Origin of the sequence: Kitasatospora indigofera, from assembly GCF_014655955.1 — a bacterium.
Taxonomy (GTDB): domain Bacteria; phylum Actinomycetota; class Actinomycetes; order Streptomycetales; family Streptomycetaceae; genus Kitasatospora; species Kitasatospora indigofera.
On the sequence record NZ_BNBO01000004.1, the window covers coordinates 151,979 to 172,178 of the forward strand.

Here is a 20,200-nt window from a genome sequence, read left to right on the forward strand (position 1 = left end):
CCGGCCCTCTGTACCCCGCCGTCCGGCACCCGCCCGACCGGAGAGGACCACCGTGCACGCGATGCAGTACGAGATCACCCTGCCCGCCGACTACGACATGGAGATCATCCGCCAGCGGGTCGCCACCAGGGGGCACCTGATGGACGCCCATCCCGGGCTCGGCCTCAAGGCCTATCTGATCCGCGAACGCGGCGACGGGAGCGGCTCGCCGGTGAACCAGTACGCGCCGTTCTACCTCTGGAACACCGCCGAGGGGATGAACGGCTTCCTCTGGGGGCCGGGCTTCCGCGGCATCGTCACCGACTTCGGCCGCCCGGTGGTCCGGCACTGGCTGGGTGCCGGGTTCCGTCCCGGCCCGGCGGTGGAGGACGTGCCGCTCTCCGCCACCCGCCGCACCGAACGCATCCCCGAGGGCACCGACCCCGCCGAGGCGGTGGAACGGGCGCTCGCCGAACTGCCGGGGGACGGGACGCTGCACAGCGCGGCCGTCGCCGTCGACCCCGGCCGATGGGAACTGCTGCGCACCGCGCTGTGGCGGGGGAGCGCGCCGGAGCGGTACGGCACCCGGTACCAACTGCTGCACCTGTCCCGTCCGGGACTCCACGACTTGCCGGCCGGCCGGCACTGGTGAAAGGACCTGACCCGATGGCACTGCCCGACCTCACCCCCGCCCCGCTGGACCGCGCGGCCGGCTACCGCCTGCTGGACGAACTGGCCGGCCAGGAGGTCCAGGACAAGACCCTGCGCGGCCTGGACGAGCTGGCGCCGGGCTTTCCCGACTGGATCGTCACCAGCCTCTTCGGCGGCACCTACCAGCGCCCAGGCCTGGAGCTGCGGGACCGCCAGCTGGTCAACCTCGCCGCGCTGGCGGCCCTCGGCGGCGTGGAGCCGCAGCTCGCCGACCACGTCCGCAACAGCCTGCGGGCCGGGCTGACCCGGGAGCAGATCACCGAGGTGATGGTCCACCTGGCGCCGTACGTCGGGGTGCCCAAGGCGCTGGCCGGCCTGCGGGTGGTCGCCGCCACCCTCGCCGGGGAGGCCCCGGGCACGGGAGCCGGCGCGTGAGCACCGTCCGCACCGTGCTGGGGGACGTCGACCCGGCCCGGCTCGGCGTCTGCGACTCCCACGACCACCTCTTCCTCGCCTCGCCGCGGCTGCCCGGCCAGGAGCTGGACGACCCGGTGGCCGCCGAGGCCGAGCTACGGGCCTTCGCCGCCGCCGGCGGCCGCGCCCTGGTGCAGTGGACCCCGTACGGGATGGGCCGCGGCGGGGCCCGGCTGGCCGGGCTCTCCCGCACCACCGGCGTCCACCTGGTCGCGGCCACCGGGCTGCACCAGGACGTGCACTACGACCCGGCCGTGCTGCGGGGCCTGTCCGGGGCCGGCGTCCTGGCCCGGCTGTTCACCGAGGAGCTGACCATCGGTCTGCGCGAGGAGGGCGGCGAGCCGGCCGGAGTGCGGGCGGGCCTGATCAAGGTGGCCGGCGGCTTCCACGGCCTGGACGGGCACGCCCGCGACGTGATGGTGGCCGCCGCCGAGGCGCACCACGCCACCGGGGCCCCGATCGCCGTGCACCACGAGCTGGGCACCGGGGCCCCGGACGTGCTGGACCTGCTCTGCGGCACCCTCGGCGTACCCGCGGAGCGGGTGCTCCTCGGCCACCTCAACCGGTTCCCGGACCTGCGGCTGCACCGGCAGGTGGCGGAGTCCGGCGCCTTCCTCGCGCTCGACGGTCCGTCCCGGGCCAACCACGCCACCGACCACCACCTCTTCGACACGCTGGCCGCCCTGGTCGAGGCGGGCCACGCCGGCCGGCTGCTGCTCGGCGGCGACACCACCACCCGGGCGGCCCGGGGCGCGCCGGGCCTGCCCTTCCTGGTCGGCGGCCTCGCGGCCCGGATCACCCGGGAGTTCGGGGCCGAGCTGACCGAGCGGCTGCTGGTGGCCAACCCGGCCCGGGCCTTCGCGGCCGACTGGGCCTGAGCGGCCCGGTGGCCGGGGCCCCGGTGGCCGGCGCCGCGCTCAGGGGCCGGCCGGCCTGGGGGCCTTCTCGCCGTGGACGGCCCGGTACTCGGCGGCCAGCCAGGGCCCGAGGTCCTCGATCAGCAGGGTGAGCGCGGCCCGGTCGGCCGAGGGGCGGCGGCCGAGGCCGGCGGCCAGCCGCAGCTGGCCGGCGCGCCCGGGGTAGTAGCGGCCGAACACTTCGGCGGACAGCTCAAGGTCGCTGGTCCAGCCGCCCCAGCGCGGCATCACCAGGGTGAGGCCGGTCCGTACCGTGCGGCGGCCCACCGCCCGGGCGAGCGTCCTCAGCTCGGCCTCGGTGCGGGCCGAGGCCAGCCGCTCGCGCCAGCGGGGCAGCAGCAGGCCGAGATCACCGTTGGTCTCCCGGGCGAGCAGCGAGGTCGGGCGGTAGCGCGGCAGCCGGGCGGCGAGGTCCTCGCCCAGCAGCGGGGTGCAGAGGCAGGCGACGAACCAGCCGAGGTCGTGGCGTTCGAGCTCGCCGAGCAGGGTGTCCAGGTCGGAGAGCAGGATCCCGGCGCCGTCGATCGCGGGGTGGGCGGCGTCCAGTCCGGCCTCCAGGGCCGCGGCGTCGGCCCGGTCGGCGGCGGTGGGGGGCCGGCGCAGGGCGAGCAGCAGGTCGAGGTCGGAGACCCCGGGGGTGGCGGTGCCGCGCGGGATGCTGCCGTAGAGGTAGGCGCTGTGCAGCCGCTCCGGGCCGAACAGCGCCGCGACCCGGGCCCGCGCGTCGGCCACCACCGGGGCGAAGGCGGGCGGCACCCGGTCGAGGGCGCCCTCGCGGGCGATGCAGCCGTCCGGGTCGAGTCCTGGAGCAGTCATGCCCCTCACCCTGCCGGGCCCCGGCGGCCCGGCGCCAACGGGTTTCCGGTCCGCCGGCCCGGGGCCGGTACCGGGCCGGGCGCGGGTCAGGCCTTGGCCGCGTAGCGGGCCAGCACCAGGTCCACGCCGGAGCCGATGATCCGCCGGAGTTCGTCCTCGGTCGTCTCGGCGTCGGCCCGGAAGGTGTGCACGAGCTGCGGCACGCCGACGGTGGCGGCCACGAACTGCTGGACGGCGAGCGCCGGGTCGGGCGTGGCCAGTTCGCCGCGCTCGTTCAGCGTGCCGAACGCGGTGATCAGCGGCGCGTTGTACATGTCGAAGGTGACCCGGTACCAGAGCTGGCCGAGCTGCGGGAACCGGTCGATCTCGCCGATCACCAGCCGGCGCAGCGACATGATGTCGGGCCGGAGCAGGATGTGCGCCCAGTCGACGGCGAGGTCCACCAGCGCGGTGCGCAGGTCGGGGGCGTCGGCGACGCCGGCCGCGCCGCACTCCAGGCGGGCGTAGGTCTGCGGCAGTATCCCGCCGACGACGGCGAGGAAGAGCCGTTCCTTGTTGCCGAAGTGCTTGTAGATGGTGGCCTTGGAGACCCCGGAGCGGTTGGTGATGGCGTCCATCGAGGCGGCCGAGTAGCCCTCGCGGAGGAACTCGACCAGGGCGGCGTCGATGATCGCCTGCCGCTTGCGCTGCGACACGTCGACGGGGGCCGGGATGACGGGGATCCCGTACTCGTCCAGCGGGCCCGCGGCCTCGACTCCCATGGTGGTACTTCCTCTGTTCCGCAGGTGGGGGAGGGACAGACTACACGAATCGTCCTGCCGACCATACTGAACCGTACGGTTGACTGCACTGAACCGAGTGGTTTAGTTTTCTCCGTGTCGAGGCCGGTCCGCCCACGGACCGGCCGCCCAGGGCTTTCTGAAGGAGCATCACCATGAGCGTCTCCAAGGTCTTCGCCATCTCCGGTTCGCTCCGCGCGGGCTCGCACAACACCCACCTGCTGCGCGCCGCCCAGAAGTTCACCCCGGGCGACATGGAGATCGAGATCTACGACGGCCTGCGCGAGATCCCCCCGTACGACCGCGACCTCGACACCCCCGAGGCCCGCCCGGCCGTGGTCAACGAGCTGCGCCGCCGGGTGCACGAGGCCGACGGCCTGCTGATCGCCACCCCCGAGTACAACTACTCCGTCCCGGGTGTGCTGAAGAACGCGATCGACTGGCTCAGCACCGACTGGAGCGGCACCGAGGGCCGCCCGCTGTTCCGCAAGCCGGCCGCCATCGTCGGCGCCGCGCCGGCCAACTTCGGCTCGGTCCGCGCCCAGCTGGCCCTGCGCCAGGTCTTCGCCGGGACGGACACCGACGTCGTGGTCAAGCCCGAGGTGCTGGTCTTCCGCTCGCACGAGCGCTTCGACGAGGAGGGCAACCTCACGGACGAGCTCTCCGTCTCGCTCCTCCAGGACGTGCTGACGGCCCTGCAGGGCAAGATCGACGCGGACCGGGCCCGCCGCCTGGCGGTCTGACCCCACCGCCCGCGCCGCCCGCCCGGCCTGCTCCTACACCCGGCCCGCTCGTGCGACCCGATCCCCCCTGTGCCGTCCGGCCGCCGTCATCGGCCGGACGGCACAGTGCGTCACCTGCGGTTCTCTCCCCGGCCGGCGGTTAAGCTTGATCATCTTGCCCGACGCGGCGCCGGCCGGACCGGCCCGCCCGGTGGAGCAGGGCTGCCCCGGCGTCCGTGGGGGCGGGGGTGCGCGTTCGACCGGGGAGCACGTAGGAATGGGCCTGACGAGCCACAAGGTACTGGCACTGGCGGTGCTGTTCGCCGTCCTGGTGACGGCCGGGACGGTCCGGATCTGGCCGCGGCTCGCCCGGCCCACCTGGACGGCCGTGCTCGGCCGGCTCGGAACCCTCATGGCGACCCAGCTCGCCCTGCTGGCGGTGATCGGCCTGCTCGCCAACAACTACTTCGCCTTCTACAGCAGCTGGGACGACCTGCTGGGCCCGGGGGACGACGGCCCGGTCGAGATCCGGACGAAGCCGGACGCCCGGCACGACGGCCGGGTGGAGCCGCTCGGGCGGGTCCCGGTCAAGGGCGGCGGGGCGGTCGGCCGTGAGCCCGGGCAGGCCGGGGAGATCCAGCAGGTGCGGATCCCCGGCGCCACCACCGGGCTCAGCACCGAGGGCTACGTCTACCTGCCGCCGCAGTACTTCCGGCCGGAGTACGCGCACCGGACCTTCCCGGTGGTGATCGTCACCACCGGCTTCCCCGGCGACGCCAGGAACCTGGTGACCAGGCTCAACTACCCCGGGGCCGCGCTCCGGCTGCTGCAGAGCGGCCGGATGCAGCCGACCGTGCTGGTGATGATGCGCCCGTCGCCGGCGATGCCGGCGGACACCGAGTGCGAGGACGTCCCGGGGGGCCCGCAGTCCGACCGGTACTTCACCGAGGACGTCCCCCGGGCCGTCCGCGCGAGCTACCGGGTCTCCGCGGACCCGCAGGCCTGGGGGCTGATGGGCAACTCCACCGGCGGTTACTGCTCCCTCAAGCTGGCCATGCGCCACCCCGAGGTGTTCCCCACCGCGGTCTCGCTCTCCGGTTACTACCGCGCCGCCGAGGACGCGACCACCGGCGACCTGTTCCGCGGCAGCCCGCAGCGCCGGGACGACGCCGACCTGATCCGCCGGCTGGACCGCGCGCCGCACCCCAGGGTCGCCGTGCTGCTGGCCGGAACCCGCGAGGGGGACGGTGACTACCTGCGGCAGACGGAGGAGTTCGTGGCCGCCGTCCGGGCACCGATGAAGGTGTCGTTCAGCATGCTGAGGAGCGGCGGGCACAACTTCCAGACCTGGGAGCGGCTGTTGCCCTCCTCGCTGGAGTGGCTCTCCCAGCAGCTGAAGGTCCCGGCCGGGGCCTGACCCCGGCCGGGCCGGTCCCGCTACGGCGCGACCGGTGCCAGGGTGCCGGTGTGCAGCTCGCCGACCCGGCCGCCCTCGCCCTCGTACGTCCAGAAGGCCCGGACGGTCAGCTCGGCGAGGTCCATCACATGGCTGACGGTGATGCCGCTCTGCTCGGTCCAGCTGACGAAGTACTGCTCGGGGCCGACCTGTGCGACGTGCAGGGCGACGTCCTCCCACTGGCCGGCCGACTCGCCGAGGCCCTCCCAGCGCAGACGCTTCCCGTCGGCCGAGTAGGCGTTGCGGAACTCGGCGCCGTTGTCGACCTGGAAGAGGTAGGTACGGCCGGCGAAGGCGGGCAGTGGCGCGGTCATGGCTGGGCTGTCCTCGTCGTCTCGTGTCGGTGGGGCACGACCGGTCGCCCGGGCGCGCCCCACCAACCTATCCGACGGTGTCGGGCTTTCGCCCTACTTCAGGTACGGGCCGTCCGTGCCGACCTTGCCCGGGGCGGCGTTGGCGCCGCCCAGGTCCAGCACGTACACCCGCAGGTTGCCCTTGCCGGGCGCGCCGACCGAGAGGGTGCCGTTGGTGACGGTGCGGACGTCCCCGCTGACGGCGTCCTTGTAGGTGCCGTTCGGGATCCCGGTGTACGTCGCCGCGTTGGTCACCGCGACCAGCGCGAACGAGTCGGTGCCGCTCGCCGCGTCGGTGTAGCGGCGCTTGAAGGCCATGTCGCCCGACACGCCGGCGGTCGAGTACTGCCCCATCTGCAGGGCCGGCACCGCACGGCGGATCTGGTTGAGCCGCTGCACCTGCTTGACCAGCGGCTGCGAGAGCGTGCTCGCGACCGCGCCGGAGGCGCCGGAGACCACCGAGAAGTCCGAGGCGGTCACCTCACCGGCGATCTTGTCGCCGTAGTAGGCGCGCCCGGTGGTGGCCAGCGGGCAGGTCGGGCCGCAGTCGATCTGCTTCCCGGCCTGGAACTCGATCTCCGAGCCGTAGTACAGCGTCGGGATGCCGCGGAAGGTCCACATCAGCGCCATGTTCTCGGCCCACGCGTCGGTGCCGCCCGCGTACCGGGTGCTCGACTTGTTCGGCCCGAAGTCGTGGCTGTCGACGTAGACCACGTTGTACGTGGCGTCGTTGGTGGAGTCGTCCGAGTCCTTGCCGTTGTTGAAGGCGTTGGAGGCGTCACCGAAGTTCATGTGCATGCGCATGTCGATGATGTTCATGCCGCTGAACTGGCTCTTGTCCGGCGTGTGGTAGCTGTTCCCGTTGAGGAAGGCGTTGCTGGACGTGGGCTGGTTGGCGGTGCCCATGGTGTTCTCGTAGGTGAACTGGTCGAGCGCCGCCTGCACGTCGTCGGAGGTGTACTCCTTGCGCTCCTTCCAGGTGAAGAACTGCGCCGAGTGGTTCACCGAGCCGCGGTTCCACTTGTCGTTGACGAAGGCGCCGACCTCGCCGAAGACGAAGAAGTTCGCCGCCTTCGCCGCCCCGAACTTCTGGGTGACCTCGCTGTAGATCGCCGGCAGGAAGCGGCGGTTCCAGGTCACCCGCGGGATGTGCACGGCGGTGTCGATCCGGAACCCGTCCACGCCCATGTCGATGTACTTGTTGTAGGCGCCGATCAGGTACTGCTGGACGACCGGGTTCTCGGTGTTGAAGTCGGCCAGGTCCTCGTGCAGCCAGCAGGAGCGCGAGTCCTCGCCCTCCCAGTTGCCGATCCAGCACTGGTGGTACAGCGCCTTCGGGAACATCCCCGACGTGGGGTTGGGCCACTGGCAGTTGTAGACCGTGTAGCCCTCGGCGCTGCGGCCCCCGGTCGGCACGCCCCAGTTGACGCAGGTGTTGCCGGCCGGCGCCGTGGTCGACCACATGTCGCCGTTGTAGTAGGACTTGCCCGACACCGGGTCGACGGTCAGGCCGTCGTACTCGAAGCCCGCGTTCGGGGCGTCGTAGTACCAGCTCCACTGCGCGTCGCGGACGCCGTAGACGGTGGGCGTGAACAGGCCCTTGGCACCCCAGCGGGAGCTGTGGTTGTAGACCACGTCCTGGTAGACCTTGATGCCCTTGGCGTGCGCGGCGTTGATCAGGTCCTGGTACGAGGCGCCGGCCGACTCCAGCCGCGGGTCGACCTTGTAGAAGTCGTAGCCGTGGTAGCCGTGGTAGTCGTAGTCCGAGCGGTTCAGCACCACCGGCGTGATCCACATGGCGGAGAAGCCGAGCGCCTTGATGTAGTCCAGCTTCTGGACGACGCCCTTGAAGTCGCCGCGGAACATCGGGTCGTTGTTGGCCGCGTTGCCCGACTTGACGTCCTGGCTGCCGCCCCGGTCGTTGCTGGTGTCACCGTCGTAGAAGCGGGCGGTGAGCAGGAAGTAGATCGGGTCCTTGCGCGGGTCCGTGCCGAGCGGGGTGCCGCCGGCCGCGGGCGGCGGCGTGGCGCCGGTGGTGGCGCAGCCCGGGGCGCTCGCGGCGGACAGGTTGCCCGCGGCGTCCAGTGCCTTCACGGTGTAGCAGTAGTAGGTGGTCGCCTCCAGGCCGGCCTCGGAGTACACCGTGGAGCCGGTGTTGACCACCGAGGTGCCCTTGGTGCCGCCGGTGCGGGTGATCTGGTAGCCGGTGACGGCCACGTTGTCCTTGGAGGCGTTCCAGGTCAGCACCACGGACGTGGCGGTGGCGCTCGCGGTGACCGCGGCCGGTACGTCCGGGGGCGTGGTGTCCGGCACCACGGCGGCGCAGGGGTCGGTGGCGGCGCTCGTCACCGTGCGGTCCTTGACGATGCTGTTCCCGCTGCCGAGCGGGTAGTTGACGCCGTTGTTGTTGTCCCAGACGCCGTTGCCGTTGTTGAAGGTCGCCTGCCAGGTGGTGGCGGTGCCCAGGCTGACGGTCTTCTTGACCCAGCCGGTGCAGGCGGTGTCCATGCCGACGCCGGGGGCGGTGGTCCAGGTGCCGCCGGTGGGCGCCCAGTGCAGGTTGACGGTGCTCCAGCCGACGCTGGTGGTGGAGTACCAGACGGTGGCCGCGGTGCCGGTCGGCGGTGTGGTCGCGGTCGCCGTCGCGCTGGGGCCGGCGGTGGCCGTCGGGGTGGCCGTGGCCGTCGCGGACGGCGAGGCGGAGGCGCTCGCGGAGGGGGACGGCGAGGGGGTCGGGTCGGTGCTGCCGCACGGGTCGCTGTGCGCGACCGCGCCGGCCTTGACCGTGATCGAGCCGGTGCCCAGCTGGTAGTTGGCGCCGCCGTTGCTGTCCCAGGTGCCGGAGCCGGTGGTCGTGGTGGAGTAGAAGACGGTGGCCGAGGTGGGGGTGGCGGCGGCGCACGGGTCGGTGGTGCTCACCGCGCCGCCGGTCACCGCGCTGACGCCGCTGCCCAGGGCGTAGTTGGCGCCGTTGTGGTTGTCCCAGCTGCCGGCGCCGTTGTTGAAGGTGGCGGCCAGGCCGGTGGCGGTGCCCAGGTCGACGGTCTTCTTGAACCAGCCGTCGCAGGCCGCGTCCATCGGGACGCCGGGCGAGGTGGTCCAACTGCCGCCGGTGGGGGCGTAGTGGAGGTCGACGGTGGACCAGCCGGACGTCGGCTTGTAGTAGACCGTGGCGGTGGTGGCCGCGTGGGCGCTGAGGGCGGGGATCAGAGTGGCGAGCAGGCCGGCGAGCACGGCCACCACGGCGGCCAGTGGTCTGCGGTGCCGGTGGGGTCCGCTGCGCCGGGGCGCATGGCGAATGAGGTCCACGACGGGACTCCTCGGGGCGGGCCGCCGGGTGGGGCGGCCGGTCGGGTGGGGGAGGAGCGCGCGGCCGGAGGCAGCGTCGAGCACCGCAAGATCTTGCAGGCGCTGCGCCGTTGGGGCTCTTCACCGCTGCCCTGGGGGTGGGGAGGGCTTGCGGTGCCGCGATCCTGTCTTGCGCAAAGCTCTGCAAGATGTTTCAGGAGCGTACTCGTCCGTAAATCCGACGTAAAGAGGTTCGGAGCCACCGGCTCCGCCGGCCGCGTCCCCGGGCCGGTGCGAGCGCCGCCGGGCCGGTGCGAGTGCCGCCGGGCCGGTGTGAGCGCCGCCGGGTCCGCCGTCGCCGGGAACGCCCCGGGAACGACGAAGCCGCCCGCACCCCGGTGCGGGGTGCGGGCGGCGGCGGTGCGCCGGGTCGCCGGGCGGGCGGTACGGCCGGGTCAGCAGCCGAAGTTGACCTTGCGGAAGGTCGCGTAGTGATCGGCCGTGTAGTAGTCCTCGTGGTACACCTTGCCGGTCACCATCCGGCGCGCGCCTCTGGTCGAGGAGCCGGGCGTCTTGACGGTGTACTCGTGGTAGTAGCCGGTGCTCTGCGAGGGCAGTACGCCCTCCCGGTTCTGGAACACGATCCCGTCCTGCGAGTACGGGAACGGCCCGTTCGTGGCGATCAGGTTCAGGGTGTCCCTCGCCTGGCTGGGCAGGGCGGTGAGACAGACGGTGCCGCTGACGGTGGCATGGGCGTCGGCGGCGAACACGGCGGTCGGGGCCAGGGTGAGCAGGCCGACGGCCACGACGGAGGCGGCGCGGGTCTGCAACGCGCGTAGAGTGTTTCGCATGGCAGCAGTCTGAGGCTCGCCCGAGCGCCCGCGGAAGGCATCCGGCGGCCCTGCGGATACTCTTCATGTACGCGTAACTGCCGTGGAACCCGGGCGACTTCAACCGTCCGCCGATCCGCCGGACCCGCACCGCGCGCACACCCGGCGGGCACCCCGTGAGCACCGGCCGCCCGGAGTGCGGGGCCGCCCGCAGCCCGCCGGATAACCACCTGCGCGCCGGCCCGCCCCGGGTTAGCGTGAGGCCGTCCCCGTCCGGGGGCCGGGGCGGAGAGAGCGGGGTCCGGAGTTGAGGTCCGATCAGGTGCTGGTGTTCGACGCCGACGACACGTTGTGGGAGAACAACGTGGTCTTCGAGCGGGTCATCGCGGACTTCCTGGACTGGCTGGCCCATCCGTCCCTCGGCCGGGCCGAGCTGCGGGCCGTCCTGGACGAGGTCCAGTCGGCCAACGCGGTCACCCACGGCTACGGCAGCCGGATGCTGGTCCGCAGTCTCCGGGACTGCGTCGCGCGGCTGCGCGGCCGGCCCGCCACGGCGGTGGAGAGCGCCGAGATCGACGCCCTGGCCGCGGTGCTGATCAGCCACCAGGTCGAGCCGGTCCCCGGGGCGGCCGAGACGCTGGCCCGCCTCGGCGAGCGCCACACCCTGCTGCTGCTCACCAAGGGTGACACCGAGGAGCAGCAGCGGAAGATCGACTCCTCCGGGCTGGCGCGGTACTTCCGCGCGCTGGAGATCGTCCCGGAGAAGGACGAGGCCACCTACCGGCGCTTCGTCGCCGCGCACGGGATCGTGCCCGCCGACGGCTGGATGATCGGCAACTCCCCGAAGTCGGACATCCTGCCCGCCCGCCGGGCCGGCCTGAACGCCGTCTTCATCCCCAACGACAACACCTGGGTGCTGGAGCACACCGAGCTGGACCCGGACGACCCCGGTGTGCTGCGCCTGCGCGGCATCACCGAACTCCTGGACCACTTCTGAGCCCGGTGCGCGGCCCCGGACACCCGCCCACGGAAGGCCCGACCCGATGACCGACCCGATGACCGCCCGCACGCCCGGCCCGGTGGCCGCCACCGCCCGCGTCCCCGCCCCCGTGCCCACCGTCTCCTGCGTCTTCGTCTGCCACGACGGCGCCGGCCGGGTGCTGCTGGCCCGGCGCGGCGCCGGCGCCCGGGACGAGCCGGGCACCTGGGACACCGGCGCGGGGGCGCTGGAGTTCGGCGAGACCTTCGAGGCCGCGGTGGCCCGCGAGGTCCAGGAGGAGTACACCGCCCCGGCCCTGGCGGTCGAGACGATCGGGGTGCGCAACGTCCTGCGGGCCGAGCCGGCCTCGCACTGGGTGGCGGTGGTCTTCGCGGTCGAGGTGGACCCGGCCCGGGTGGCGATCGGCGAGCCGCACAAGTTCGACGAACTGGGCTGGTTCACGCCGGACGCGCTGCCCTCGCCGCAGCACTCGCAGCTCGCCCCGACGCTCGCGCTGTACCGGTCCGGCCGGGCCTGACCGCCGCTCCCGCCGGTGCCCGGCGGGTGCCGGTCGCGGCTCTCATCCGGTGCCGTCGGCCGGTGCGTCGGTCCGGTGCGCGGGGCCCGGGCGTCAGGCCGGTGCACCCCCGGGGGGTCACTCCGGGACGACGGCGACCTCGAACGGCTGCCGGTTGTCGGACGTGTCCGGGTCGTCCGGGCCGACCACCACGACCCGGCCCCCGGTCAGCGTGCTGGGGGCCGGGGTGTCCGCCCCGACCCGGAGCGGCACCAGCGCGGTGGCACTGCGCAGCGAGGACAGCCCGGGCGGGAACGAGCAGCGCACCCGGCGGCCGTCCTCGGAGACCTGGCACGTCTCGGGGAAGAACGGCCCCTCGGCCCGGGTGCCGGCCGGCAGCACGACCAGCACGGTGAAGCCGGCGGCCGTCCGGTCCGGACCGCCGTTGGTCACGAAGGCGTGCACGGTGGTGCTGCCCCCGGGGTGGACGGCCTCCGGGTCGCTCCGCCCCACGTGGAGGTCGGACACCGCGCGGCCCTGCGGCCCGCCGCCGTCCGGCGCGGGTCCGCCCGCGGCCCGCCCGCTCGGGCCGGCCGCGTCGGCCGTACCGCCGGCACCGGTGTCCGCGAGTCCCGCCGCCGACGGCGCTCCGGTGCCCGCGCCGAGCGCCAGCACGGCGCAGACCGCCACCAGGAGTCTGCGTACCAAGCCTCGGGACAACGTCCTCACCCGCCCAATGCCTCACCGGCCCGTCACCGCGCGCGCCGCCTCGGCACAAGAGTGAACCGCCGGGCGGCGGCAGGCCGGGAAACACTCCGGCGCTGCTCGAACGAGTGAACGCCGGTGTCCGGCGACTGCCGCACGCCGCGCCGTCGGCACCGTCGGGCGGTCGTTCGCGCCGTCCAGGCCGTCGCAGGCCGTGGCAGGCCGTCCCTGTCGTCCCGGTGGCCGGGCGTCGACGACGGCGGGGCGTCAGGGCCGGTCAGGGGGCCAGGACCTGGCCGAGCCGCGCCGCGATGTGCCGCATCACCGGTACCAGCGAGGCGCTGCCGGCCTGCTCCTCCAGCGCCCGGATGCGTGCCTCCGGCCCGGACACCGACAGGGCGGTGGGGGTCGGCGCGCCGGGGACGGCCACCGCGATGCAGCGGACGCCAATCTCCTGCTCCTGGTCGTCCACCACGTAGCCGCGCTCGCGCGCCTCGGCCAGGTGGGCGAGGAGCAGCCGCGGGTCGGTCAGGGTGTACGAGGTGTGCGCGGGGAGCGGGCCCGGGCCGAGCACGGCGCGGGCCTCGTCCTCCGGCAGCTGGGCCAGCAGCGCCTTGCCGACGCCGGTGCAGTGCGGCTGGACCCGCCGTCCGACCTCGGTGAACATCCGCATCGAGCGGCGGGACTGGACCTGCCCGACGTAGACCACCTCGCCGCCCTCCAGGACGGCCAGGTTGGCGGTCTCGCCGGTGGCCTCCATCAGCTCGGCCAGGTACGGGCGGGCCCAGCTGCCGAGCAGCCGGCCGGCCGTCTCGCCCAGCCGGATCAGCCGCGGGCCGAGGGTGTACCGGCGCGCGGTGTCCTGGCGGACATATCCCTGTTGGACGAGGGTACGAACCAGGCGGTGGATGGTGGGCATGGGCAGGCCCGAGGAGGCCGAGAGTTCGCTGAGCGTCGCCACTCCGCCCGCGTCCGCCAGCGCCTCCAGCAGCTGAAAGGCGCGTTCGACGGACTGCACGCCGCCGCTCGCGCGGTCGGTGCCTGTCGTCGATGCTGTGTCGGGGGTCGCAACCACCGGCGTTCCCTTCGCTGTCGGGGGAGGAGTAGAGTCCCAGCGATCACCTCAACAAACCGTTGAAATTCTGTATCGCGGAAACTAGTCTCCACCTTACAGAATCAAACCCGCTACCACGCGGGTTCAGATCAAGGAAGTTCCCACCGGAGCTCCCTTCGCCAGGCTCAACCGTCCAAGGAGTGTCCTGCCCATGGCTACAGATCAGGGACCCGCCGGCGTTTCCACCGCCGCTCCGGTCGTCACTGTCGCCGGTCCGCGCGTCCCCCGCGCCGAGGAGGTGCTCACCCCGGAGGCGGTCGCCTTCGTGGTCGGCCTCCACCGCGCCTTCGAAGGTCGCCGGCAGGAGCTCCTGACCCGACGAAAGAGCCGCCGGGCCGAGATCGCGAAGGCGGGCACGCTCGACTTCCTGCCCGGGACGGCCGGGATCCGGGCCGGCGACTGGAAGGTCGCCGAGGCGCCCCGCGCGCTGCAGGACCGCCGGGTCGAGATCACCGGCCCCACCGACCGCAAGATGGTCATCAACGCCCTCAACTCGGGCGCCCGGATCTGGCTCGCCGACTTCGAGGACGCCACCTCCCCGACCTGGGAGAACGTGGTCAGCGGCCAGGTCAACCTGATCGACGCCTTCGAGGGCCGGATCGACTTCAGCACCGAGGCCGGCAAGTCGTACACCCTGAAGCCGGCCGCCGAGCTGGCCACCGTCGTGGTCCGCCCCCGCGGCTGGCACCTCGACGAGAACCACCTGCTGGTCGACGGGAACCCGGTCGCCGGCGCCTTCCTCGACTTCGGCCTGTACTTCTTCCACAACGCCGCCCGGCTGCTGGCCCGCGGCGCGGAGGACCCGAACTCCGGCCCGTACTTCTACCTGCCGAAGACCGAGAGCCACCTCGAGGCCCGGCTCTGGAACGACGTCTTCACCCACGCGCAGGCCGCCCTCGGCATCCCGCACGGCACCGTCCGCGCCACGGTGCTGATCGAGACCATCACCGCCGCCTTCGAGATGGACGAGATCCTCTACGAACTGCGCGACCACGCCGCCGGCCTCAACGCCGGCCGCTGGGACTACCTGTTCTCGATCGTCAAGAACTTCCGCGACGCCGGTGAGCACTACATCCTGCCGGACCGCAACAGCGTCGGGATGACCTCGCCCTTCATGGCCGCCTACACCCGCCTGCTGGTGCAGACCTGCCACAGGCGCGGGGCCCACGCCATCGGCGGCATGGCCGCCTTCATCCCGTCCCGCCGCGACCCCGCGGTCAACGCCGCCGCCCTGGAGAAGGTCAAGGCCGACAAGGACCGCGAGGCCGGCAACGGCTTCGACGGCTCCTGGGTGGCCCACCCGGACCTCGTCCCGGTCGCCCGCGCCTCCTTCGACGCGGTGCTCGGCGAGCGCCCCAACCAGAAGGAGAACCCCGGGTCCCCCGAGGCCGTCACCCCCGCCGAGCTGCTCGACATCGCCGGCGCCGGCGGCACCTGCACCCAGGCCGGCCTGCACAACGCCGTCCAGGTCGGGGTGCGCTACATCGAGGCCTGGCTGCGCGGCCTCGGCGCGGTCGCGATCTTCAACATGATGGAGGACGCCGCCACCGCCGAGATCTCGCGCTCGCAGATCTGGCAGTGGATCCACAACGGCGTGGTGCTCGCGGACACCGGCGAGAAGGCCACCGCCGAGCTGGTCCGCCGGCTGGTGGCCACGGAGCTCGCGGAGCTCCGTGCCGAGCTGGGCGACGAGGCCTACGCCGGTGGGCGCTGGAACGAGGCCGCCAGGCTCTTCGAGCAGGTCTCCCTCGCGGAGGACTTCGCGGACTTCCTCACCCTGCCCGCGCTGCCCCTGCTGGGCTGAGCCCCAATCTATCCAGCCGTGACCGGACTGCCGCCTTCCAAGCTGTAGCACTGGTCACGGACATTGCTCCGTTCCGTACGGCGCGCGGATCCTTCGCGCCACCGCGTCCGGCACCTCCCCCGAGGGGGTGCCGGCGCGTCCGTTGCCGGCGGCCCGGCCGGGGGGACCTCCGTGGTCCGACCCCCGGCCGGGCCGTCCGGCATGTCCGGCCCCGCCACCGCGGCGGTGCCAGGAGGAGGCCCTGATGGCCCGTATCTTCTTCAACGGCCAGGCGATGGCCGGCGGCCCGTTCCACGCCTCGGTGGCGGACGGCCTGATCGGCCCGGTCCGCACCGCGCCCGGCTACCGGTTCTTCTCGATCGGCGACGTCTGCCCCGGCCTGCTCCCGGCCCCGGGCACCGGCACCGCGATCGAGGGCGAGCTGTACGACATCACCCTGGAGCACCTGCGGGACGTGATCCTGCCCGGCGAGCCGCGCGAGCTGGAGCTGGGCGTCATCGAGCTGGCCGACGGCAGCGCCTGCCTGTCGATGCTGCTGGCCCGCGGCGAGCAGGAGAAGGGCGTCCACAAGGAGATCACCGAGTACGGCGGGTGGCGCGCCTACCTGGCCACGCTGGGCCGCACCGCCTGAGACCCCGCCCGTGGGGGCGTCCGGGCGGCGGCCGCGGGCGGCCGGGAGCGGCGTGGCGATGTGGCCACCGCCAGGGCCTGACCGGCCCCCGGCCGCCGCGGCCACGCCCGTTGGTCGGCCACGCCCGTTGGTCGGCCACGCCCGTCGATCGGCCACGCCCGTTGTCGGTCCCCCCGGGCAGGATGCCGGGCATGGACACCGACACCTTCTGGCGGCTCCTCGCCGATGCCCGGGCCCAGGCGTACGACGAGGAGCAGCAGGCCGAGAACCTCACCGGCCTCCTGGCCGCGCTTGCGCCCGAGGAGATCATCGCCTTCGAGCGGCTCTACTCCGGGCACCACGACCGCGCGTACACCTGGAGGCTCTGGGCGGCCGGGTACGTCATCAACGGCGGCTGCAGCGACGACGGGTTCGACTACTTCCGCGACTGGCTGATCGCCCGCGGCCGGGCCTGCTACGAGCAGGCGCTGGCGGACCCGGACGGGCTGGCGGACATGTTCTGGGCCGATGGCGAACTCGCCGAGGCCGAGTCGGTCGGGTACGCGGCGTACCACGCGTACGAGCGGGTCACCGGCGCCGAACTGCCCTACCCGGAGGTCGCCGCCGGCGCCGCGCGCACCGCTCCGGCCGGTGAGCCGTGGGAGGAGGAGGATCTCGCGGACCTGCTGCCGAAGCTCTCGGCCCGCTTCGGCTGACCGGCCGCCGGGCCGAGCTGCTGCCCGGCCACCCGGTCCGGCGGCACCCGCCCGCTCCCGGGCACGCCGCAGCCCCGGACCCTCGCCGTGGGTCCGGGGCTGCGTTCCGTTCGCCCCGGGGGGCTCACGGAGTCCGGGTCACGCACCGTCCCTGGGCGGACCCGGAGTTGCGGGGTCGCGGGCGCCGCCGGGCGGCGGCCGCGAGGGGAGGGAGGTTCAGCCGCGGGCGGCGAGGTCCTTGGCCGCGCGGGCGCAGGCCTGGGCGATCCGGTCCTCGTTGACGGTGGTCAGGATGCCCTTCTCGACCACCGGGTTGCCGTTGACCAGCAGCAGCGCCAGCGGCGGCAGGGCGCCCAGGGCGAGGGCGGCGACCGGGTCGGCGATCGAGGAGTGCATGATGCCGTCGATCTTCCAGAGCGCCAGGTCGGCGAGCTTGCCGACCTCGATCGAGCCGATCTCGTTGTGCCGGCCGAGCACCCGGGCGCCGCCCATGGTGCCCAGGCGCAGCGAGCTGCGGGCGGTCAGCGCGTCCGGGCGGCCGTGCAGACGGTTGATCAGCAGGGCGTTGCGCAGCTCGGTGCCGAGCTCGCCGGACTCGTTGGAGGCGGTGCCGTCGACGCCGAGGCCGACCGGAACGCCGGCCTTCAGCATGTCCGGGACGCGGGCGATGCCGGCCGCGAGGCGGGCGTTGGAGGACGGGCAGTGCGCCACGCCGGTGCCGGTCTCGGCGAACTTGGCGATGTCCGAGTCGTTCATGTGGACGCAGTGCGCCATCCAGACGTCCTCGCCCAGCCAGCCCGTCGACTCGAAGTAGTCGGTCGGGCCCATGCCGAACAGCTCCTTGCAGAACTGCTCCTCCTCGGCGGTCTCCGAGCCGTGGGTGTGCAGGCGGACGCCCTTGCGGCGGGCCAGCACCGCGGCCTCGCGCATCAGCTCGGTGGAGACCGAGAACGGCGAACAGGGCGCGATGGCGATCTGCAGCATCGAGTCGAAGGAGGCGTCGTGGTAGCGGTCCACGGCGGCTTCGGAGGCGATCAGGATGTCCTCGGTCTTCTCGACCGCGTGGTCCGGCGGCAGGCCGCCGTCCTTCTTGCTGCGGTCCATCGAGCCGCGCAGCGCGGTGAAGCGCATGCCGAGCTCCTGGACGGCCTCGATCTCGGCGCCGAGGATGTCGCCGCCGTCCTTCGGGAACACGTAGTGGTGGTCCGAGGCGGTGGTGCAGCCGGACTTGAGCAGCGCGGCGGCCGAGCCCTGGGCGGCGGCGTGCACGAGCTTGTCGTCGATCCGGGCCCAGGTCGGGTACAGCGCGACCAGCCAGTCGAACAGGATGTTGTCCTGGGCCAGGCCGCGGGTGATCCACTGGTAGAAGTGGTGGTGGGTGTTGACCAGGCCGGGGGTGATCAGGTGGCCCTCGCCGTTGACCCGGCGCACCACGTTGTCCAGCCACTGCGGGGCCGGGCCGTCGCCGACCGACTCGATCTTGTTGCCGAGGACGACGACGTGCCCGCGGGCGTACTCGGTGTCGTTGGCGTCGACCGTGGCGATCGCGACGTTCTCGATGACGATCCGCTGGTCGGCGGGCGGGGGCTGGACTGCCATGGTGGATCTCCTATGGGGGGAGGGCGGGAGGGGGAGCGGTGCGCGCCGTGGCGGTTGTACCGCTCCCCCCGCCGGTCAGGACGGTGTCGCCGTCGGCACCGTGGTTCCGGGCGTGTCGCCCGAGGTGGAGCGGCGGGCCGCTCCGGCGTGGTGGAAGAGCAGGTTGAGCAGGACGGCCATCACGCAGCCGGCCGAGATCCCCGAGTGCATCAGGGTCCGGACGGCCTCCGGGAAGGCGTCGTAGAACGTGGGCGCCGCGATCGGGATGATCCCGACCCCGAGCGAGACGGACACCAGGATGGTGTTCGCGCTGGACTCCATCCCGGCCTCCGCGAGGGTGCGGATGCCGCTCGCCGCCACGGTGCCGAAGAGCACGATGCCGGCGCCGCCCAGGACGGGCTGCGGGACGAGGGAGACCAGTGATCCGAGCACCGGGAAGAGCCCGAGCAGGATCAGGATCCCGCCGCCGGCCGCGACCACGAAGCGACTGCGGATCTTGGTCAGCGCGACCAGCCCGATGTTCTGGGCGAAGGCGCTGGCCGCGAAGCCGTTGAAGACCGGGCTGATCGCGGTGGCCAGGCCGTCCGCGCGCAGGCCCGCGGCCAGGGTCTTCTCGTCGGCCTCGCGGTCGACGATCTTCCCGAGGGCCAGCATGTCCGCGGTGGACTCGGTCATCGAGACGATCATCACGATGCAGAGCGAGACGATCGCCGCCGCGTCGAACATGGGGGCGCCGAAGTGGAACGGGGAGGGGAGCGCGAAGACCTTCGCGTCCCGGACCGCGCCGAAGTCGGCCAGGCCCAGCGGGAAGGCGAGCAGGGTGCCGATCGCCAGTCCGATGAGCAGCGAGAGCTGCTGCCAGAAGCCCCGGAGCAGCCGGTTGCAGAGGACCACCGCGACGAGGGTGAACGCGGCGAGGCCGATGGCCCGCATCGAACCGAATCCGGGGGCGCCGGGGGCGCCGCCGCGGGCCCAGTTCACCGCCACCGGCAGCAGCGAGACCCCGATGAGGGTGATCACGGTGCCTTGCACGACCGGTGGGAAGAATCTGATCAGTTTGCAGAAGTACGGCGCCGCGAGGAAGCACAGGAGCCCCGCGACGATCACCGCCCCGAAGATCACCGGAAGGGCGTCCTCCGGGCCGTGCTCCTGGGCTATCGCGATCATGGGTGCGACGCCGGCGAACGAGACGCCGTTCACGAACGGCATCCGGGCGCCGATCTTCCAGAAGCCCAGGGTCTGGAGCAGGGTGGCCAGTCCGGCGGTGAACAGGCTGGCCGAGATGAGCAGGGCGAGCTCGGCGGGGGAGAGTCCCACGCCGGCGCCGACGATGAGCGGGGGCGCGACTACGCCCGCGTACATCGCGGCGACGTGCTGGAGTCCGGTGGAGACGAGTTTCACCGGGGGCAGCAGCTCGTCCACGGGGTGGACCGCCGAGCCGGACGGTGTGCCGGAGTGGGTGTGCGGCACGCCGTCCGGACCTTCCGGTCTGTCAGGAGTGGAACCGCCGTCTGTGGTGCTGTTGGTGCGGAGTGCCATGTCGAGCCCCTCTTGTGCCCATGGCTCCCGGCGCGCCCGTGGCGCTGGAGACTGGCTGAACTCGCCTGGGCCGAGGGTGGGACGGCGGTGCAAGGGTCCCTCGGCCGGTCTCTCCAGCTCCCCGGGCCGGCCGCCGTGAGGCGAGCACGATCTCCGGTTGGTGGGGGTGGAGAAACAACTGGTGCGGTTGAGCGGGGTGTTGCGCTGACATGCGGTACTGCCGGGTACTGCGGTGGCGCGGTGGCAGCCGGTGTCCTGGTCCGCCGCCCGGTACCGCCCGGCCGGCCGGGGCCGGAGGGTGCGGCGGTGCTGGGCGGGGGTCATGACGTCGGTACCGGGTGCGCCGGCGGGG

The 20,200-nt window shown here is 73.1% G+C and carries 19 protein-coding genes; 10 read left to right on the top strand and 9 right to left on the bottom strand.

Annotated features, from left to right (window positions below; genetic code table 11):
* The first annotated feature begins 52 nt into the window (after positions 1–52).
* The 3 genes from IE329_RS05855 to IE329_RS05865 are packed head-to-tail and all read left to right on the top strand — an operon-like array spanning position 53 to position 1,982.
* A complete protein-coding gene (locus IE329_RS05855) occupies positions 53–631 on the top strand; it encodes a DUF4865 family protein (RefSeq protein WP_190209716.1) in 579 nt (192 codons plus the stop codon).
* A gap of 14 nt (positions 632–645) precedes the next feature.
* Positions 646–1,065, top strand: a complete 420-nt coding sequence (locus IE329_RS05860) for a carboxymuconolactone decarboxylase family protein (RefSeq protein ID WP_190209717.1) — start codon at positions 646–648, stop codon at positions 1,063–1,065.
* Complete coding sequence (locus IE329_RS05865; protein WP_190209718.1) at positions 1,062–1,982, top strand: phosphotriesterase family protein; 921 nt, start codon at positions 1,062–1,064, stop codon at positions 1,980–1,982. Before IE329_RS05860 ends, IE329_RS05865 begins: the two co-directional genes overlap by 4 nt.
* 39 nt (positions 1,983–2,021) lie before the next feature.
* Here IE329_RS05865 and IE329_RS05870 read toward each other — a convergent pair whose 3' ends face one another.
* Together IE329_RS05870 and IE329_RS05875 are read right to left on the bottom strand one after the other, a co-directional pair.
* Positions 2,022–2,837 carry a nucleotidyltransferase domain-containing protein gene (locus tag IE329_RS05870; protein WP_190209719.1) on the bottom strand — a complete coding sequence of 272 codons (816 nt, stop codon included), beginning with the start codon at positions 2,835–2,837 and terminating at the stop codon, positions 2,022–2,024.
* An 86-nt stretch (positions 2,838–2,923) separates the two neighbouring features.
* Positions 2,924–3,598: a TetR/AcrR family transcriptional regulator gene (locus IE329_RS05875; RefSeq protein WP_190209720.1), complete on the bottom strand. Its 675-nt coding sequence runs from the start codon at positions 3,596–3,598 to the stop codon at positions 2,924–2,926.
* Between the two features lie 173 nt (positions 3,599–3,771).
* Between IE329_RS05875 and IE329_RS05880 the strand changes: the two genes are divergently transcribed.
* Together IE329_RS05880 and IE329_RS05885 are read left to right on the top strand one after the other, a co-directional pair.
* On the top strand, positions 3,772–4,359 hold the full coding sequence (locus IE329_RS05880; protein ID WP_190209721.1) for an NADPH-dependent FMN reductase: 588 nt from the start codon (positions 3,772–3,774) through the stop codon (positions 4,357–4,359).
* Positions 4,360–4,615: 256 nt separating this feature from the next.
* The gene (locus IE329_RS05885) at positions 4,616–5,755 is read left to right on the top strand and encodes an alpha/beta hydrolase (RefSeq protein WP_190209722.1); all 1,140 of its coding nucleotides are present in this window, start codon (positions 4,616–4,618) and stop codon (positions 5,753–5,755) included.
* A gap of 20 nt (positions 5,756–5,775) precedes the next feature.
* On the opposite strand, the gene IE329_RS05890 is transcribed toward IE329_RS05885, so the two are convergent.
* From IE329_RS05890 to IE329_RS05900, 3 genes are all read right to left on the bottom strand, one after another.
* Complete coding sequence (locus IE329_RS05890) at positions 5,776–6,108, bottom strand: MoaF-related domain-containing protein (RefSeq protein WP_190209723.1); 333 nt, start codon at positions 6,106–6,108, stop codon at positions 5,776–5,778.
* 93 nt (positions 6,109–6,201) lie between these two features.
* Entirely contained in the window at positions 6,202–9,456 is a 3,255-nt protein-coding gene (locus tag IE329_RS05895; RefSeq protein ID WP_229927199.1) for a carbohydrate binding domain-containing protein, read from the bottom strand.
* A gap of 434 nt (positions 9,457–9,890) precedes the next feature.
* Complete coding sequence (locus IE329_RS05900) at positions 9,891–10,286, bottom strand: guanyl-specific ribonuclease (protein ID WP_190209724.1); 396 nt, start codon at positions 10,284–10,286, stop codon at positions 9,891–9,893.
* Positions 10,287–10,572: 286 nt separating this feature from the next.
* Here IE329_RS05900 and IE329_RS05905 point away from each other — a divergent pair, with 286 nt between their 5' ends.
* Both IE329_RS05905 and IE329_RS05910 read left to right on the top strand, forming a co-directional pair.
* Positions 10,573–11,262: an HAD family hydrolase gene (locus IE329_RS05905; RefSeq protein WP_190209725.1), complete on the top strand. Its 690-nt coding sequence runs from the start codon at positions 10,573–10,575 to the stop codon at positions 11,260–11,262.
* A 46-nt stretch (positions 11,263–11,308) separates the two neighbouring features.
* Positions 11,309–11,782 (top strand): NUDIX domain-containing protein, encoded by a 474-nt coding sequence (locus tag IE329_RS05910; RefSeq protein ID WP_229927200.1) that lies wholly within the window; start codon positions 11,309–11,311, stop codon positions 11,780–11,782.
* Positions 11,783–11,899: 117 nt separating this feature from the next.
* Here the strand turns inward: IE329_RS05910 and IE329_RS05915 are convergent, their stop codons facing one another.
* Together IE329_RS05915 and IE329_RS05920 are read right to left on the bottom strand one after the other, a co-directional pair.
* Positions 11,900–12,469 carry a hypothetical protein gene (locus IE329_RS05915; protein ID WP_190209726.1) on the bottom strand — a complete coding sequence of 190 codons (570 nt, stop codon included), beginning with the start codon at positions 12,467–12,469 and terminating at the stop codon, positions 11,900–11,902.
* Between the two features lie 274 nt (positions 12,470–12,743).
* Positions 12,744–13,541: an IclR family transcriptional regulator gene (locus IE329_RS05920; protein ID WP_190209727.1), complete on the bottom strand. Its 798-nt coding sequence runs from the start codon at positions 13,539–13,541 to the stop codon at positions 12,744–12,746.
* A gap of 190 nt (positions 13,542–13,731) precedes the next feature.
* On the opposite strand from IE329_RS05920, the gene aceB reads away from it, so the two are divergent.
* The 3 genes from aceB to IE329_RS05935 all read left to right on the top strand — a co-directional run bounded on the left by aceB (position 13,732) and on the right by IE329_RS05935 (position 16,710).
* Complete coding sequence (gene aceB, locus IE329_RS05925) at positions 13,732–15,384, top strand: malate synthase A (protein WP_190209728.1); 1,653 nt, start codon at positions 13,732–13,734, stop codon at positions 15,382–15,384.
* Positions 15,385–15,628: 244 nt separating this feature from the next.
* The gene (locus IE329_RS05930; RefSeq protein ID WP_190209729.1) at positions 15,629–16,015 is read left to right on the top strand and encodes an allophanate hydrolase-related protein; all 387 of its coding nucleotides are present in this window, start codon (positions 15,629–15,631) and stop codon (positions 16,013–16,015) included.
* A 191-nt stretch (positions 16,016–16,206) separates the two neighbouring features.
* Positions 16,207–16,710 (top strand): DUF4240 domain-containing protein, encoded by a 504-nt coding sequence (locus IE329_RS05935; RefSeq protein ID WP_190209730.1) that lies wholly within the window; start codon positions 16,207–16,209, stop codon positions 16,708–16,710.
* A gap of 216 nt (positions 16,711–16,926) precedes the next feature.
* On the opposite strand, the gene IE329_RS05940 is transcribed toward IE329_RS05935, so the two are convergent.
* A complete protein-coding gene (locus IE329_RS05940) occupies positions 16,927–18,309 on the bottom strand; it encodes an 8-oxoguanine deaminase (protein ID WP_190209731.1) in 1,383 nt (460 codons plus the stop codon).
* Positions 18,310–18,384: 75 nt separating this feature from the next.
* Entirely contained in the window at positions 18,385–19,848 is a 1,464-nt protein-coding gene (locus IE329_RS05945) for a nucleobase:cation symporter-2 family protein (protein ID WP_190209732.1), read from the bottom strand.
* Positions 19,849–20,200 lie beyond the last annotated feature (352 nt).